This window comes from Ruegeria sp. BB5 (genome assembly GCF_056539405.1).
On sequence record NZ_JBQFUX010000001.1, the window covers coordinates 144,889 to 161,167 of the forward strand.

17 protein-coding genes are annotated in these 16,279 nt (G+C 57.2%); 6 read left to right on the forward strand and 11 right to left on the reverse strand.

The features are described from left to right. Positions 1–8 precede the first annotated feature (8 nt). Genes kdsA through ACR0DL_RS00730 form a run of 3 tightly spaced genes read right to left on the reverse strand, consistent with a single transcriptional unit; the run spans position 9 to position 3,059 of the window. Complete coding sequence (gene kdsA / locus ACR0DL_RS00720; protein ID WP_170360482.1) at positions 9–842, reverse strand: 3-deoxy-8-phosphooctulonate synthase; 834 nt, start codon at positions 840–842, stop codon at positions 9–11. A gap of 5 nt (positions 843–847) precedes the next feature. Further along, positions 848–2,422, reverse strand: coding sequence for a KpsE/RkpR family capsule polysaccharide export protein (locus tag ACR0DL_RS00725; protein WP_480687119.1), 1,575 nt, complete (start codon positions 2,420–2,422; stop codon positions 848–850). Next, positions 2,400–3,059, reverse strand: a complete 660-nt coding sequence (locus tag ACR0DL_RS00730) for an ABC transporter ATP-binding protein (protein WP_170347894.1) — start codon at positions 3,057–3,059, stop codon at positions 2,400–2,402. The genes ACR0DL_RS00725 and ACR0DL_RS00730 overlap by 23 nt, the downstream gene beginning before the upstream one ends. Before the next feature lie 233 nt (positions 3,060–3,292). On the opposite strand from ACR0DL_RS00730, the gene ACR0DL_RS00735 reads away from it, so the two are divergent. Both ACR0DL_RS00735 and ACR0DL_RS00740 read left to right on the forward strand, forming a co-directional pair. After that, the gene (locus tag ACR0DL_RS00735; protein ID WP_480687121.1) at positions 3,293–3,880 is read left to right on the forward strand and encodes a uracil-DNA glycosylase family protein; all 588 of its coding nucleotides are present in this window, start codon (positions 3,293–3,295) and stop codon (positions 3,878–3,880) included. Further along, positions 3,873–4,661, forward strand: a complete 789-nt coding sequence (locus ACR0DL_RS00740; protein WP_480687123.1) for an SseB family protein — start codon at positions 3,873–3,875, stop codon at positions 4,659–4,661. The genes ACR0DL_RS00735 and ACR0DL_RS00740 overlap by 8 nt, the downstream gene beginning before the upstream one ends. A 46-nt stretch (positions 4,662–4,707) precedes the next feature. Here the strand turns inward: ACR0DL_RS00740 and yghU are convergent, their stop codons facing one another. Then, positions 4,708–5,586, reverse strand: a complete 879-nt coding sequence (gene yghU, locus ACR0DL_RS00745) for a glutathione-dependent disulfide-bond oxidoreductase (protein ID WP_170347897.1) — start codon at positions 5,584–5,586, stop codon at positions 4,708–4,710. Positions 5,587–5,817: 231 nt separating this feature from the next. On the opposite strand from yghU, the gene ACR0DL_RS00750 reads away from it, so the two are divergent. Next, positions 5,818–6,336: a YHS domain-containing (seleno)protein gene (locus tag ACR0DL_RS00750; RefSeq protein WP_170504590.1), complete on the forward strand. Its 519-nt coding sequence runs from the start codon at positions 5,818–5,820 to the stop codon at positions 6,334–6,336. Positions 6,337–6,388: 52 nt separating this feature from the next. Here ACR0DL_RS00750 and ACR0DL_RS00755 read toward each other — a convergent pair whose 3' ends face one another. Together ACR0DL_RS00755 and metF are read right to left on the reverse strand one after the other, a co-directional pair. Beyond that, a complete protein-coding gene (locus ACR0DL_RS00755) occupies positions 6,389–7,051 on the reverse strand; it encodes a DnaJ domain-containing protein (RefSeq protein ID WP_226688754.1) in 663 nt (220 codons plus the stop codon). A gap of 189 nt (positions 7,052–7,240) precedes the next feature. Further along, positions 7,241–8,107 (reverse strand): methylenetetrahydrofolate reductase [NAD(P)H], encoded by an 867-nt coding sequence (gene metF, locus ACR0DL_RS00760; RefSeq protein WP_170547980.1) that lies wholly within the window; start codon positions 8,105–8,107, stop codon positions 7,241–7,243. Positions 8,108–8,201: 94 nt separating this feature from the next. Here metF and ACR0DL_RS00765 point away from each other — a divergent pair, with 94 nt between their 5' ends. Next, complete coding sequence (locus ACR0DL_RS00765) at positions 8,202–9,107, forward strand: LysR family transcriptional regulator (RefSeq protein WP_170395905.1); 906 nt, start codon at positions 8,202–8,204, stop codon at positions 9,105–9,107. Positions 9,108–9,203: 96 nt separating this feature from the next. After that, complete coding sequence (locus ACR0DL_RS00770) at positions 9,204–9,989, forward strand: inositol monophosphatase family protein (protein ID WP_480687126.1); 786 nt, start codon at positions 9,204–9,206, stop codon at positions 9,987–9,989. A gap of 71 nt (positions 9,990–10,060) precedes the next feature. Here the strand turns inward: ACR0DL_RS00770 and bhcD are convergent, their stop codons facing one another. The 4 genes from bhcD to bhcA all read right to left on the reverse strand — a co-directional run bounded on the left by bhcD (position 10,061) and on the right by bhcA (position 14,480). After that, positions 10,061–11,050 carry an iminosuccinate reductase BhcD gene (gene bhcD, locus ACR0DL_RS00775; RefSeq protein ID WP_226688753.1) on the reverse strand — a complete coding sequence of 330 codons (990 nt, stop codon included), beginning with the start codon at positions 11,048–11,050 and terminating at the stop codon, positions 10,061–10,063. A gap of 77 nt (positions 11,051–11,127) precedes the next feature. After that, the gene (gene bhcC, locus ACR0DL_RS00780; RefSeq protein ID WP_480687128.1) at positions 11,128–12,291 is read right to left on the reverse strand and encodes a 3-hydroxy-D-aspartate aldolase BhcC; all 1,164 of its coding nucleotides are present in this window, start codon (positions 12,289–12,291) and stop codon (positions 11,128–11,130) included. Positions 12,292–12,303: 12 nt separating this feature from the next. Further along, positions 12,304–13,278, reverse strand: coding sequence for a beta-hydroxyaspartate dehydratase BhcB (gene bhcB / locus ACR0DL_RS00785; protein ID WP_170547983.1), 975 nt, complete (start codon positions 13,276–13,278; stop codon positions 12,304–12,306). 11 nt (positions 13,279–13,289) lie between these two features. Continuing rightward, positions 13,290–14,480, reverse strand: a complete 1,191-nt coding sequence (bhcA, locus tag ACR0DL_RS00790; RefSeq protein WP_170547984.1) for an L-aspartate--glyoxylate aminotransferase BhcA — start codon at positions 14,478–14,480, stop codon at positions 13,290–13,292. Between the two features lie 186 nt (positions 14,481–14,666). Here bhcA and ACR0DL_RS00795 point away from each other — a divergent pair, with 186 nt between their 5' ends. Beyond that, on the forward strand, positions 14,667–15,497 hold the full coding sequence (locus ACR0DL_RS00795) for an IclR family transcriptional regulator (protein WP_480687130.1): 831 nt from the start codon (positions 14,667–14,669) through the stop codon (positions 15,495–15,497). A 3-nt stretch (positions 15,498–15,500) separates the two neighbouring features. Here ACR0DL_RS00795 and ACR0DL_RS00800 read toward each other — a convergent pair whose 3' ends face one another. After that, on the reverse strand, positions 15,501–16,244 hold the full coding sequence (locus ACR0DL_RS00800) for a rhomboid family intramembrane serine protease (RefSeq protein ID WP_480687132.1): 744 nt from the start codon (positions 16,242–16,244) through the stop codon (positions 15,501–15,503). Between the last annotated feature and the right edge of the window lie 35 nt (positions 16,245–16,279).

The window sequence follows — 16,279 nt, forward strand, 5'->3', positions numbered from 1 at the left end:
GCTCTTGCTTAAATCTGAATCGGGTTGGCTTTGGCCAATGCATCAAAGCGCATCAATGTGTCAATCAATTGAGGCATTTGATCCAGATAGATCATGTTGGGGCCATCACAGGGGGCGTTGTCCGGATCTTGGTGTGTTTCCATGAATACACCGGCTACACCAACGGCAACAGCCGAGCGTGCCATAACGGGCGCAAACTCGCGCTGACCACCGGATGCACCACCCAATCCACCGGGCTGAGCCACAGTGTGGGTGGCGTCCATTATCACCGGGTACCCGGTGCGAGCCATTTCCGGCAGAGATTGCATGTCCACCACGAGGCGGTTGTAGCCAAAGCTGACACCACGTTCCGTCAGCATGATGTTGTGATTGTCGGTGCTTTCGATCTTGGCCGCGACGTTCTGCATGTCCCAAGGGGCCAGGAACTGACCTTTTTTGACGTTGACCACCGCGCCTGTTGCGCCTGCGGATTTTAGAAGGGCGGTTTGACGGCAAAGGAAAGCGGGGATTTGCAGGATGTCACACACCTCGGCAACGGACGCGCATTGTTCCTTCTCATGCACATCCGTGGTGACTGGCACGCCAATGCTGTCCTTTACCGATTGCAGCACTGCCAAACCTTTGTCGAGGCCCAGTGCAGGAGCAGCGTTTACAGAGGTGCGGTTAGCCTTGTCGAACGAGCCTTTAAACACATACTGAGCACCGGCGGCGTCGCAGGCCTCTTTCATTTTGCCTGCGATCATCTGGGCGTGATCGGCGGTTTCAAGTTGGCAGGGGCCGGCAATGATCGTCAGAGGCAGATCATTACCGACCGTGAGATCGGAGATTTTTACATGTTTCATGTGTCTTACGAGGATACCTGTTCACGAAGGACCGACGCGGTAAGCGAGATCATCAGGTAGATACCAGCAAACAATAGGAAAGCCAAAATCGTATTTTCAAACTTGCGCGGATAGCTGGGTTCCTCACTGGCGACCGGGTTCACTGAAACCGTCAGATAACGCACTTTGCGGTTGGCTTCGGTCCGTGTGGTTTCCATCTGTTCCATTGCGGTTTGCAGCATCAAATCACGAGCCACAAGGTCGGCCTGGGCCATCTGAATTCGCACGCTCAAACGCGCCAGCGAGTTTTCGCCTGCTGACGCGTCCAGCATTTCGGCGTTCAGTTCTGCCAGGGCAACTTCAAGTCGTTGAATGTCCGCACGGACACCATCCACTTTGGCTTGGTTCGGGCGCAAGTTGTCCAAAAGTGCGGCCAGCTGCAGTTCTTTTTCCTGCAACTCGATTTCGATTACGTTGATCCGTTCGCGCAGGCCAAGGAGGACGTTTTCTGGGTCCAAAACCGCCCCCTGAAGCTGCAGTTCAATCAGTTCCTCCTGAGCTTTCCGACGTTCGTTCTGAGCCAATTCAAAACCGGCCCGGGCATCGCGCATTTGGTCTTCGCGTTTCAATTCGGTCAGACCGTTGATGGTTTCCTCGGCATAGGACAGTAGAAGATTGGAAAGTTCGACTGAAATCTCGGGGCTTGGTGCCGCAACTTCCATCCGGATGATACCGTCGCTGGGATCGTACCCAATGGTAATCATCCGCTTGTAAAGCTTATAGGTATCCTCAAGAGATGCATCCTGCGGCAGGCGTTGAATCGGATCGATCCAATCCTGCTTGAAGATTTCGGAAAAATTGGTGTCGTTCTCAAGTCGCACCAGCGCGTCTTTGGATTCCAAAAATTCCTGCGTGGCAACGGAATCTTGTGCAGTGGCGAATTGAGTGCCTGCAAGAAACCCACCAAAGGACGCCCCGCCGCCGTCTGCCTGCAAGATTGAAAAGGCGGAATCGCTGGCGTACATCGGTGTTGCGTACCGATAGAAATAGGTGCCCACAATCAGGGTCGGCAGCAGTACAAAGGCTGCCAGACGCGCAAACAGCGCAAACAGCTTGCGTTTGCGGCGGCGTGCGATGTCCTTCTGAATTTCACCGATTTCAAGATTTCGCCGCTCGGCTGGCGTTAGCTCCGGACCGGTCAGGCCTTGGGAAGAGTCCGAAATCGTCTGCGGCAACTGGATCTTGATCTTGTCCTTTGCCTGATCATTCGAACCTGTTTTTTCGGCTGCCAAATCCAGTAAGTTGGCACGTTCGAACGGATCGATGCCCTTTTTACGTAATAGCCGCACCGCGTCGTAATCCGACGTTGCAGCAAGCCCGTTTTTCTGGGCCAGACGACGTGCCACACGCAGTTGGCGACCGGTTAGCCCTTCGCGCTTGATCGCCTCAATATCGGTCGAGGGAGACGGGTTATTTGCCGCCTCAGACGGTTGCGTCGCTTTTCTGATGCGCGAAATCGCGTCGGCCCGTGCGTCTGCGGAATCCGAGCTCTGACGATTGCGGCGCCAGCGATATTTTTTAGCCTTGGGTTTGGTAGTCATATAACTGTCGTGCCTCTTCCAAGGTGTCGAACATGTAAAGCTGACCGTCCAATAGAACGGCCGCCTGCTGTGCAAATTTCTCAAGAACGTCGGGATTGTGGGAGACGATCACCAGTGTGGTTGTCCGCAAACGCTCTCGCAGGATGTCACCTGCTTTTCGGTTGAATTCTACATCCGTGGATGAGGGCATGCCCTCATCAATCAGGTACATGTCAAAATCCAGCGCCAGCATCAGGGCAAAGGTAAAGCGAGCCCGCATGCCGGATGAATAGGTCCCGATAGGCTGGTTGAAATACTCACCCAGATTGCACAGCCAGCTGCAATACGCCTCGACATAGTCGGGATCCATTCCATAGATTTTGGCGATGTAGCGGGCGTTTTCCAGGGCCGAAAGCTTTTTGACCACACCGCCGGAAAACCCCATCGGGAACGAGATGCGGCAGGATTTGCGGATCACACCCTCATCCGGTTTTTCCAGCCCGGCCATCATGTTGATCAATGTCGTCTTGCCGGTGCCGTTTGGGGCCAATATGCCAATCGACCGGCCCAGTTCGATCTGGAACGAGACCCGATCCAGGATCACCTTGCGGCGGGTCCCGGTCCAAAAGGACTTACTGACATTCTCAAACTCAAGCATTCACGGCCTGCTGCTCGGGCGTTTGTTTGGTACACCGCCCAGGTTGGTAAACCATCGACAAATTTATTGGTCCATGTTGGCTACATTATGTCGAATTGTGAAACAAATGATCAATGCGTACCGTCGCTGTGCTGTTGGTTTTGTGACTTTTGCATCTGTTGGCCTTGGGGTGTCCGTTGACTATCTTTCCTTTCGACCGTCAACCAATTTGATGCAGGAAGTCTTGCGATCTGATGAATTCGCTACAGAAAGAAATTGAGGCCTGCCGTATTTGCGCAGACAGGTTTCAGACCACGTTTACCGCGCATAAACCGCGTCCGGTGGTCTGGTTTCGGTCTGGTACGCCATTGTTGATCGCAGGGCAGGCGCCTGGCGCGCGGGTCCATGCCTCGGGGCGTCCGTTCACCGATCCCTCTGGCGACCGTCTGCGGGACTGGCTGGGGATTGACGAGGCCGTATTCTATGACCGCGCCCGCGTGTCGATCGTTCCGATGGCCTTTTGCTTTCCTGGATATAACGAGCGTAAAGCCGACCTACCACCGCCGCCCATATGCGGAAAGACATGGCATGACAGGGTGATGGATGAGTTAGGGGAGGTGCCCCTGACGGTTCTGGTCGGGGGGCACGCGCACAAATATCACCTAGGTGTACGTACGGCCGTGACCGAAACCGTGCGCAACTGGCGAGACCATGCGCCGCGCGTCTTTCCCTTGCCTCATCCGTCTTGGCGGAATACGGCATGGCTAAGGAAAAACCTGTGGTTCGAAGCTGAACTGCTGCCGGTTCTGCGTGCGCGGGTGCAAGAGGTTCTGAATGACTAACGCCACGGCGCTTGACGCCGCCCATGCCACGATGGAGGCCAATCCGCAGGATGACGCGGCGCGTCTGCGGTTTTTTGAGCGCCTGGCAGACTCTGAGCTGTTTCTGTTGCTGGCCGAAGAAGCGCAGGACGAGAATATCTCGCCCGAGCTGTTCGATGTTGCGGATGGCCGCTTTGTACTGGCCTTTGATCGCCACGACCGTTTGGCCCGATTTGCGGAACGTCCCGTGCCTTACGTCGCGCTGTCGGGTCGGGTGCTGTCGACGATGCTGGCAGGGCAGGGGATCGGGCTGGGTCTGAACCTTGAGGTCGCACCTTCATCCATGCTGATCCCGGCCGAAGCGCTGGGCTGGCTGGCCACCACGTTGGAACATGCACCAGAAGAGGTACAGCAACGTCTGGCAGAGTTCCTGCCGCCAAAGGGCATGCCGGATGATCTGTTGACAGCGCTGGACACGAAGCTGGCCACAGCCGTCGGCTTGGCCGAAGCTGCGTTTCTTGTTGGGACCAAGACGGAAGAGGGCGGCATGGGCCACCTTCTTGGTTTTGTCGGCGCGGTTGAGGGGGCTGAGCCCGCACTGGCCAAAGCCGCGTCCGAGGCACTGACCTTTTCCGGGATCGAGGCTGGGGCGATGGATGTTGGTTTTTTTGGCCCGCATGATCCAGCATCAGCGGCACTGGCACGGGTTGGCTTACGGTTCGACTTGCCACAGCCCGAGGCGCGGGTCATCGAACAGGTCACGCCGGGCAGTGATCCGGATAAGCCACCAATCCTGAAATAGGTGGTCAGGCAAGCCCCGCGATCCAACGAACCGCGGGGCGTCGAGATTATTCTGCTGCTGCTTCCAGCTTGTCTTGTGTGCGGGTGTCGAAATCGCTTGCGTCATGGCGTTCGTGCAGCTGCGTATGCGGCTCACCAAACGCACGGTTGACCATGCGGCCACGCTGAACAGCGGGGCGCGCGTCGATCGCCTTGGCCCACCGCATCACATTTTTATAGGACTCGACATCCAGGAACTCGGCGGCGCTGTAGAGGCGGCCCAATACCAGTTGGCCATACCAGGGCCAGATGGCCATATCAGCAATGGTATAGTGTTCGCCTGCAATATAAGCGTTTTCAGCCAGTTGCCGGTCCAGCACGTCCAGCTGCCGTTTGGCCTCCATCGCGAAGCGGTTGATTGGGTATTCCCATTTCTCAGGCGCATAGGCGTAGAAATGGCCAAAGCCGCCGCCAAGATAAGGCGCACTGCCCATCTGCCAAAACACCCAGTTCATCACCTCGGTGCGTTCCTGACCCGATTTCGGTAGGAAAGCATCGAACTTTTCGGCCAGATGGAACAGGATCGAGGCGCTTTCGAAAACACGCACAGGCGCATCACCCGAGCGGTCCCAAAGCGCAGGGATTTTTGAGTTCGGATTGGCGTCGACAAAGCCCGAGCTGAACTGGTCCCCCTCGCCGATATTAACCAGCCATGCGTTGTATTCGGCACCTTCGTGACCCAGCGCCAGTAGTTCTTCCAGCATCACTGTGACTTTGACGCCGTTTGGGGTGGCCAGTGAATAAAGCTGTAGTGGATGCTTTCCGACCGGCAGGTCCTTGTCGTGGGTCGCCCCGGCAATGGGTCGGTTGATATTGGCAAATCGACCACCGCTTTCGCTGTCCCATGTCCAGACTGCGGGGGGCGTGTATGGGGATTGCTCGCTCATCTGTCGTCTTTCTCAGCTACGTTCTGGTAAAGTTTATGTCCGTCTCAACAGCTAATGTTGCAAAGCGCCGAGTCCAACCCCGGATGTTGGGGCAGTTTTGTAACATTCGGGATCGGACCTCTCACATTTCTTCATGCGATGTCACAGCGGCGCGAGCAGGACTGCCCATTGGGGCGAAAATATCTATTCTCTCAGCAAGTGCCCAACCCCGAGGACAAAAGGATTTACCACATGAAACGCTTTGCCCTGACTTTCGTGACAGCTTTGGCCTTTGCCGTGCCGGCTTTCGCCGGTGATCAGTATGTAGACGGCACCGGCTTTGCCGTGTCGGGTTACGACGTTGTCGCCTATCGTGGCCTGGATCAGGCGTCGGTTGGCCAAGCCCAGCCCGAGGCCGTGCGTGGCCGTTCTGATATTACAGCGGACTATAACGGTGCCACCTGGGCGTTCTCGACCGAAGAGAACCGCGATAAGTTTCTTGAAAACCCCGCCTATTACGCCCCGGCCTATGATGGGCATTGCGCTTACGGTGTATCGCGTGGTGGTAAGGTTCCGGCGAACCCGAACCTGTGGCGGATTGTCGATGACAAGCTGTACCTGAACATCACTGATGTTGTTGTCGGCTTTTTTGAAGAGGATATCCCCGGCAACATCAATCTGGCCGAAGGCAACTGGCCGGGGATCGAAGGTGATGACGCATCGACTAGCGTTATTCCGAAATTCACCTCGGAAGGTCCGATCGCAAACTAATACGCTACTCACCGAAGCTAAACCCGGTCCACACTAGGCCGGGTTTTTGCTGTTAGCCAGCCAGCCAGAAGTCGTCGCGCATCTGTTGATCCGCGTCGAACTTGATGCGAACGCTTTTCGCGCCGGGAAACTTTCGTTCGGTGATCGTGTCGGGAACCACGACTTCACCGGCCCCTGCATCGTTCGACTGAAAGCTCAGCACTTCGGTTTCTGTCCGCCGGGCCGAGGCAAGAACCGAGGTTGGCAGCGCCACCCGGTTGGACCCCTCACAAACCGGTGTTGGAACAAAATAAGTCAGATGACGGCCATAGAACCCAACGGCTTCGGGGACATGGTCTGCTTCGATTGAGGTCTGAGAATCCGGGTTTGCGCCATCCGGGCTGTGCGCCAGAGCTGTGTTCAGCAACACGCGACAGGCGTCGATATCAGCGCTTTCCAATTCAATGACACGTTTGCGTAGCTTCGGCCGGCGCGGCATGCCGGTGGCACGTCCTTTGACGGTCAGCCCTTCGCGGCGTAAAAAATCATACGCCTCTTTGGCGCGCGCGAAATGTGTGCAATCGCCGTTTCTGTGGTCTGGATGTGCGTGAAATGCGATGTGGCGCCAAGCATCTCGGATATCGTCGGACCCTGCATTCTGGTCCAAGCCCAAAGCTTCGAGCGCGTCAACGCGTGCATTTATCTTTTCAACAGGCTCCATAGCCAAAACACTCATTAAACAAACACTACGAACTCAGTGTGTGGAGGCTCACGAATTTGTCAAACTTTATCAAAAATTTATCGCTATTTGGGGGACAGTTCGAAGGGGGTCGCGCTATTGTTCACATCCCGCTTGCACTTGTGATCCCACAAAAAAGCCCGGAGCCTTGGTAGGGTCCGGGCAAAGTAACTAACAGGGATCAAATCAGGCGACGTTTTGCAATTCGGCCTTTGGAGTAATACCCAGTGCAAAACACACGTCGCGCGTCAGTTCAGGCCGATTCAGGGTATAGAAATGTAGCTTGTCCACGCCTTCGTCGATCAGGTCCGAACACAGTTCGGTGCATAGTGCTGTGGCCAGCAGATCCTCTCGATTATCGCGAATCGCCTTTTCAAAGGCGTTTTCGACCCAGTCAGGGATATGCGCACCACAGCGGCGGGCAAAATTGCGGGCACCTTTCCAGTTCTCGATGGGCAGAATGCCGGGCACGATGGGCTTGTCGATCCCGGCTTTTTCGCAGGCATCGCGGAAGCGGAAAAAGGTCTCGGCCTCAAAGAAGAACTGCGTCAGGGCTTCGTCCGCACCGGCATCCAGCTTGGCCTTGAGCCAATCGATATCGGCGGAAAAGTCCTGTGCCTCGGGGTGCTTGTCGGGATAGGCGCCGACGCGGATGCTGAACATTTCGGTTTCAGCCAGGGCTTCGATCAACTCGACCGAGTTTGCGAACCCATCGGGATGCGGCACGAACCGATCCTGACCTTTCGGCGGATCACCCCGCAGGGCGACAATGTCCTGAACCCCGGCACGCGCAAAGGCGTCGGCGATTTCCAGAGTTTCCTGGCGAGAAGCATCAACGCAGGTCAAGTGCGCGGCCACAGGAAGGCCGGATGATTTGTGCAGGGTGGCCACGGCATCGCGGGTCAGTTCGCGGGTTGTACCGCCCGCCCCATAGGTGACCGAGACAAAGCGCGGCTCAAGCGGGGCCAGCGTCTGAACCGTATCCCACAGGCGGAATGAGGCCTCGAGCGTTTGCGGCGGGAAAAACTCGAATGAAATTTCTGGTTTCGTCATGGCTGCCTCACTGGTCCTATCTGTGGCCCTTGTGCCAGTTTGTGCATTGTGAGACAAACTCATATTACTCAAGAACAACATGAGCCACACTACAATGCACATCGAATTCCGACACCTGCGTACGATTAAGGCCATCCATGAATGCGGCGGCCTGGCCCGTGCGGCGGATCAGCTGAACATCACGCAATCCGCGCTGAGCCATCAGATCAAGGGGTTGGAGGATCAGGCGGGGGTCGAATTGTTCCTGCGCCGGTCCAAGCCGATGAAACTGTCGGCGGCGGGCTTGCGTCTGTTACGGCTGGCAGAGCAGATTCTGCCGCAACTTGAGGCGACGCAACAGGAATTTTCCTCTCTGCGGGATGGGCGCACGGGGCGGATGCATATCGCCATCGAATGTCACGCCTGTTTCGAATGGCTGTTCCCGGTGCTGGAGTCTTTCCGCAAATCCTGGGGCGATGTAGATGTCGATATCCGCCCGGGTCTGGCCTTTGACGCTTTGCCTGCCCTGCAGAAGGAAGAGGTCGATCTGGTGGTGTCGTCCGACCCTGAGGAGCTGCCGGGTATAGAGTTCATCGAACTGTTTGACTATGACGCGGTCTTTGTCGCGTCGTCCTCGCACCCCTTGGCGCAGAAAGAGTTCATCGAGGCCGAGGATTTCCGAGGGCAAACCCTGATTACATACCCGGTCGAACGCACACGTCTGGATGTGTTCAGCCAATTGCTGATCCCGGCACGCGTTGAACCGGCCGCAATCCGGCAGGTGGAATTGACGGCAGTGATCCTGTTGCTTGTGGCCTCGAACCGGGGCGTTGCTGCGTTGCCTGACTGGGTCGTGCGCGAGGTAAAATACAACTCGGACTATGTCACCCGCCCGCTGACGGAAAACGGAATTACCCGCACATTGTACGCGGCTGTGCGCTCGGAAGACCTGGAAAAACCCTATGTGCAGGAACTGATCGAGCTGGCGGGAACCGAGGCGCGCAAGCTGCAAGCGCAATAGGTCAAAAACGCGGGTCTGCTATGCGCATCATTCCTCTTGGCAAGGACGCGTTGCACCAGTATACGCGCGGTTTGACCGGACAGGAGCCTTTGGACAATGGTTGGCAGTGCAAACCTCAACATCATGATCAAAGCCGCGCGCAAGGCGGGGCGTTCTTTGGTCAAGGATTTTCGTGAAGTCGAGAACCTTCAGGTGTCGATGAAAGGCGCGGGCGACTTTGTCTCCAAGGCCGATATTGCCGCCGAGGCAATCCTGAAAGAAGAACTGCTGGGTGCGCGTCCAACCTATGGCTGGTTGGCCGAAGAGGGCGGCGCAATTGATGGTGAGGACCCAACCCGCCGTTGGATCGTAGACCCGTTGGACGGCACAACCAACTTCCTGCACGGCCTGCCGCACTGGGCGGTGTCGATTGCGCTGGAACACAAGGGCAAGATCGTGGCCGGAGTGATCTATGACGCCGCCAAGGATGAGATGTTCTTTGCCGAAAAAGGTGAAGGCGCATGGATGAACGATACCCGCATCCGTGTCTCGGGCCGTCATCGCATGATCGAGTCCATCTTTTCGACCGGCTTGCCATTCGGGGGCCGCTCGGACCTGCCTGCCACGTTGCAGGATCTGGCCCGGCTGATGCCTGCCTGCGCTGGTGTGCGCCGCTGGGGCGCTGCGGCGCTGGACATGGCCTATGTGGCCGCAGGCCGCTATGAAGGGTTCTGGGAGCGTCGCCTGAACGCCTGGGACGTCGCCGCTGGGATCATCATCGTGAAAGAGGCCGGTGGCTTTATGCAAGCCCTGAACCCCGAAGGCAACGTGCTTGAGGATGGCGAGGTGATCTGCGCCAATGAGCCGATCTTTGACCAGTTCGCCAAGGTGATCCGGGGCTAAGCTTACTGCATATCCATTAAAAAAAGCGCGCCCTGTTACAGGCGCGCTTTGTCGATTCAAAGAGACTGGATTCAGAGGGTTGCGCGCTGCGCCAGCCCGGCTTCCTCCGCCAGCCGTGCAGCAACAGATGCAACCGCCAGGTCCTGTAGCCCAACACCGGTTCCGTCGAACAAGGTGATTTCATCCGCGCTTGCCCGCCCCGAATGGTCGCCATTGATGACGGCACCGATTGGGGTGATCTGATCTTCGGTCAACGAGCCGTTTGCGATGGCATGCTGAGCTTCGCCAAGGGTGACCGATTGGGCTACTTCGTCAGTGTAAACCGTTGCACTGGCAACCAGAGCGGCATCGACTTCTTGTTTGCCTACCGTATCGGTGCCCATGCAGGCCAGATGGGTGCCCGGTTTGATCCAGTCTTTCATCAGCAAAGGTTCAAACGCCGACGTGATGGTGATGATGACATCCGCCTGTGCGCCCAGCTCTTCTTGACTAACAGCTTCGAAGTCGAGGCCGATTTCTTTCGCGACCTCACCCAGACGCGGAAGCATCTCGGGGTGGGGGTTCCAGGCAACGACTTTTTCAAAGTCGCGTTGCTCGGCTGCGGCGCGCAGTTGGAAGGCGGATTGATGGCCAGCGCCAACCATGCCCAGAACCTTGGAGTCCTTTCGGGCCAGATGGGCGATGGAAACGGCAGACGATGCCGCCGTGCGCACGGCGGTCAGGTAGTTGCCGCCGACCAGTGCGGATAGACGCCCGGTGTCCGGGTCGAACAGGAAGACAGTGGATTGGTGGTTGGTCAACCCTTTGTCCAGATTGCCCGGCCAGTAGCCGCCAGATTTGACACCCAGCACCTGACCGGCCCGGTCAAAGCCGGATTTGAATCCATAAAGCGCATCGGCATAGCCAATCGCTTCACGGATGACCGGAAAGTTGTAAGCATCTCCGCGCGCCATTGCGGCGAACACGTCCTGCACCGCGTCAAACGCGTCGCTGCGGCCAACCAGTTGCTGGCACAGATCTTCTCCGACGATCAGCAAGGGTTTTTCCGACATATCTTTCATGACCTTTTCCTTAGCTTGAGGACAGGTCCGGGCGGCAGGGAAGGGAAGAACCGCCGCCCGGATCAATGCGGTTCGGCTTAATACGCCTTACCGCGAGCGGATACTGGCCAGAGGGTTTCGACCTTGCCGTTGCGCACCCCAACATACCAATCATGGACGTTGGCGGTGGGATCGCAGTGACCCGGCACCAGACGCAGTTTGTCGTTCACCTTCAACGCACCGTCGGGATCAGCGACAACACCGTGTTCGTCCGAACACTTGATGTATTCCACATCGGTGCGCCCAAAAATCACCGGCAAGCCACTGTCCACCGACTGCGCCTTGAGGCCTGCATCGACAATGGCCTTGTCGGCCTTGGCGTGGCTCATGACGCTGGTGAGGATGAAGAACGCGTTCTCCCATTCTCCACGGTCGATGCGGTTGCCGTCCTGATCAAGGATACGACCATAATCGGCGTCCATGAAGGCGTAGGAACCGCACTGCAGTTCGTTGTATACGCCCGAAGTGCTTTCAAAATAGTAGGACCCGGTGCCGCCACCGCCGACAATGTCACACTCCAGACCTTCTGCGGCCAACCCGTCCACTGCGTCTTTGACCTGTGCCACGGCAACGTCGATCTTGGCCTTGCGGTCCTCATAAAGGTCCATGTGCTGCATCGCGCCCTGGTAAGCCTGAATGCCAGAGAACTTCAGCCCCGGAGCCGCGTCGATGGCTTTGGCGATGGCGATTACCTCGGGTGTCGTCGTCACGCCGCAGCGACCTGCGCCGCAGTCAATCTCGACCAGACATTCGATCTGGGTGCCATGGCGTTGTGCCGCCTCGGACAGATCGGCGACATTGTCGATGTCGTCGACACAGCAGATCGTCCGTGCGCCCAGCTTGGGCATGCGCGCAAGGCGGTCGATCTTGGCCGGGTCGCGCACTTGGTTCGAGACCAGAACGTCTTTGATACCGCCGCGGGCAAAAACCTCGGCCTCAGAGACTTTCTGGCAACATACCCCACAGGCCCCGCCCAGCTCGACCTGCAGCTTTGCCACATCGACGGATTTATGCATCTTGCCATGCACCCGGTGACGCATCCCATGGGCCTTGGCATAGTCACCCATCTTTTTGATGTTGCGCTCCAGCGCGTCCAGATCCAGCACCAGGCTTGGCGTCTGAATATCGGCCTCGTCCGTGCCAATCGCGGCAGGAATGTCAAAGCCAACTTCAAGCTGATCAATATTCACAGGCTTGTTCATATTTCTTCCTCCTCAGCCCTTGATCCAGGGCAATTTATCCAAATCCACGTTGCCACCAGTGATGATCACGCCGACGCGTTTGCCCTTGAACACTTCGGGGTGTTTCAGGATGGTGGCCAATGGCACGGCGCTGCTGGGCTCCATCACGACACGCAGGTATTTCCAGGTGATCTTCATCGCCTCGACGATTTCGTCTTCACTGGCGGTTTGAATGTCGGTGACAAAGCGGGACACGAAGTGCCAGGTGTTTTCCTTCAGCGGCACTTTCAGACCGTCGGCGACAGTGATCGGCGCGTCATCCGCGATGATGTGCCCGGCCTTGAAGCTGCGATAGGCGTCGTCGGCTTGTTCCGGTTCGGCGGCGTATATCTTTACCTGGGGGGCCGCGTTCGACAGGGTCAGGCACGTGCCCGAGATCATGCCGCCGCCACCAATGGGTGCGACTACAGCGTCCACACCGTCGGTTTGCTCAAGCAGTTCGGCCGAACAGGTGGCTTGCCCTGCAATTACACGCGGGTCGTTGTAGGGGTGAACGAACTCACCGCCCGTCCGGCCTTGCACTTCGGCAAACACGGCCTCACGCGAGGTGGTCGAAGGTTCACACTCGGTGATGATCCCGCCATAACGGCGCACCGCGTCTTTCTTGGCTTGCGGTGCCGTGCGCGGCATCACGACGTTACAGGGAATACCCCGCCGTCCGGCTGCATATGACAAACTGAGCGCATGGTTACCCGAAGAGTGGGTGGCCACGCCGCGCTTTGCAGCGTCGTCATCCAGCCCAAAGACCGCATTGCAGGCCCCGCGCACTTTGAAGGCCCCGGCTTCTTGGAAGTTTTCACATTTAAAGAACAGCTGTGCGCCGGTCAGTTCGTCCAGATAGTCCGAACGCATCACTGGGGTGCGGTTGATATGTGGCCGAATCCGTTCGTGCGCTTCGCGCATGTCGGCCAGCGTCAGGCTTTCAGCTGTGGTGAGTGCGTCCAACATCAAGCTCCTCCTTAAGCTGCGGATTGCATCGGTGTGGCGCTGCCGCTGCGGAAGTACTCCTGCGCTGCTGCAACACCGCTGCCCAACGTGATCGGATAGTCCAGATCAGCCATCGCCATTTCGATCGTGGCCAGACCGGACAGAACCATTACATCCGTCAGGCTGCCCAGATGGCCGATACGGAAGGCTTTGCCGTTCATTTCGCCCAACCCGATGCCAAAGCTTACGCCATAGGCATTAAAGGCGTGATCGGTCAGCGCATTGCTGTCAAAGCTTTCAGGTACGTAAATCGCACTGACGGTATCGGAATACAGGTCGGGCGATTGCGCCACCAACTCCAGCCCCCAGGCGGCAGTTGCCTTGCGGACCCCTTCGGCCAGACGGAAATGGCGGGCATATACGTTGTCCAGACCTTCCTCGAACAGCATCTTCAGGCTTTCGCGCATACCATAGATCAGCTGCAGCGGTGGGGTATAGGGAAACCCGCCCGACGCATTTGCGTTCATCATGTCGCGGAAATCAAAGAAGGTGCGCGGCAGTTGGGCCGTTTCCATCGCAGCCAGCGCCTTGGGGCTGACACACAGGATCGCCATACCGGTTGCCAGCATGAAGCCCTTTTGCGAACCCGACACCGCGATATCGACGCCCCAGCCATCAAACTCGAACGGCATCGAGGCCAGTGAACTGACGCAATCCACAAACAGCATCGCCGGGTGGTCGCTGGCATCCATTGCCTTGCGCACCGCTCCGATATCCGAGCGTACGCCGGTCGCCGTTTCGTTATGCGTTACCAGAACTGCTTTGATCTTATGCTCTTTGTCTGCGGCAAGAGCTTCGGCAAACTTATCGGCGGGCGCGCCGCTGCCCCAGGGGCATTCGATGATGCGGACATCCAGGCCGTGCCGTTGGCACAGGTCGATCCAGCGATGGCTGAACATGCCATAGCGCGCAACCAGTACGCTGTCGCCGGGGCTGAGAGTATTGGTCACCGATGCCTCCCAGCCGCCTGTTCCGCTGGCCGGGAAGGTGATGATCTTCCCTTCTTTGGTTCCAAACACCTTTTTGGTGTCTTCCAGCACAGGGGCAAAGGTTTCGACAAAATCAGGCGCGCGGTGGTCCTGTGTCTGGACCTGCATCGCTAGGCGCAACCGATCCGGGATATTGGTGGGGCCGGGAATGAATACCGGGTTTTGATTGGACATTTCTAGATCCTCCGATTTGAAGAAGAGTGTTGTAGAAATCGCTCCTTGGTGCAATTTTCTTGAAAAATATTTTCATTTTTGCAATTAAATAAATAATCCATTGAATAGATGTGATTTTCCGTTTTTCATTTTTGAGTTTCAGAAAGCGGGATGAAAAAAACTTTGCCGGTCTGAAAGGAGAAATCAGTGACGGACACCCCCAAAAGGCCGCGCGGCAGGCCCAAATCGCTGTTCAAGGAAAGCTCGGCCGGAACCATGCAATCACTGGATCGGGCGCTGGTTGTTCTGACCGCAGTGGCACGAATGGAACGCGCTGCGCTAAGCGATCTTGCGCGCGAAGTGGATGTACCTACTGCCACTACGCACCGCATTCTGGCGACGTTGCAGAAACATGGGTTTGTCGCCTTCGATGACGAACGGCAGGAATGGATGATCGGGATTGAAGCGTATCGCACCGGCGCTTCGTTCCTGCGTCGAAACAGCGTGATTGAAATCGGGCGACCGATCTTGCGGCGTTTGATGCAAGAAAGTGGCGAAACCGCGAATTTGGCCGTGCCAGACGGGTCCGAAGTGGTTTTTGTCGGACAGGTTGAAACGCAGAACCCGATCCGGGCGTTTTTCCCACCGGGTGCTAGGACGCCGATGTACGCGTCCGGCACAGGCAAAGCGATATTGGCCGCGATGAGCGAGTCTGCGGCCAGCAAAGCATTGGCGGCTGACGCTGTTCGTTTCACCTCACATACGTTGCTGCCGAACGAAGGGTTAGAGGCGGATTTGGCTAAAACCCATGCCCGCGGCTGGTCGTATGATCATGAGGAACGGTACGAAGGCATGTCCTGTATTGGTGCCGCCATCTACAATGACCGGGGCGAACCCTGTGCCGGGATTTCCGTGTCTGGGCCGTCTGTCCGGTTCATTGCCGACCGGGCAACAGAACTGGGTGCGTTGGTTCGGGACGCCGCAGAAGAGATCACGCAGCTCAGCGGCGGTCGATTACCGAAGCCGCCTGAGGACTAGCGCCTATTTACGCGGGACCCGTGGAATGCGGGATTGCGATAATTTGTATTTGTGTTCGGGGTGGGGCGGGTGGCCGTGGGTGCGGCCCCAATACGCGGGGCCACCTCGTTTCAGCCAAAGCGGGAGGCACAGGACCAGGCCGACCAAAAAGCCCCCCGTGTGCGCCCAATAGGCAACTCCACCTTCGTCTGGGTTGCTTGCAAGGCTGCCCATGAATTGAAGGCCCAACCAGATGCCCAGCATGATGAAAGCCGGGATGGTGAAAATCCGAAAATAGACGATCAGAATCAGCAGAACGTCCACGCGCGCTTTGGGGAACAGCAAAAGATAGCCGCCCATCACCCCGGCAATCGCACCCGAGGCTCCAATGGTCGGCACCACCGAATCCGGCGCGGTGGCAACGTGGATCAGGCCTGCGCCGACACCAGCCAGCAAATAGAACAGCAGGAAGGGCAGGTGGCCCATCTCATCCTCAAGATTGTCCCCGAAAATCCAGAGAAACAGCATGTTCCCGGCCAGATGCATCCATCCACCATGCAGAAACATCGACGTCACAAGGGTTTCGAACGCAAATCCATCGGTGATCCGCGCTGGGATGATAGCATAGTCGAAATACAGCCTGTTGATCAGCGGCGCATTATCCATAATCCCCACATAGCTGAAAAAAATCAGGATATTGGCTGCCATCAGTAGGTAAACGACATAGGGCGTGCGCCCCGACGGATTGTGGTCACGGATCGGAAACATGGGGGGACGCTGGGCTTTTCCCGGCCCAGCGTCAA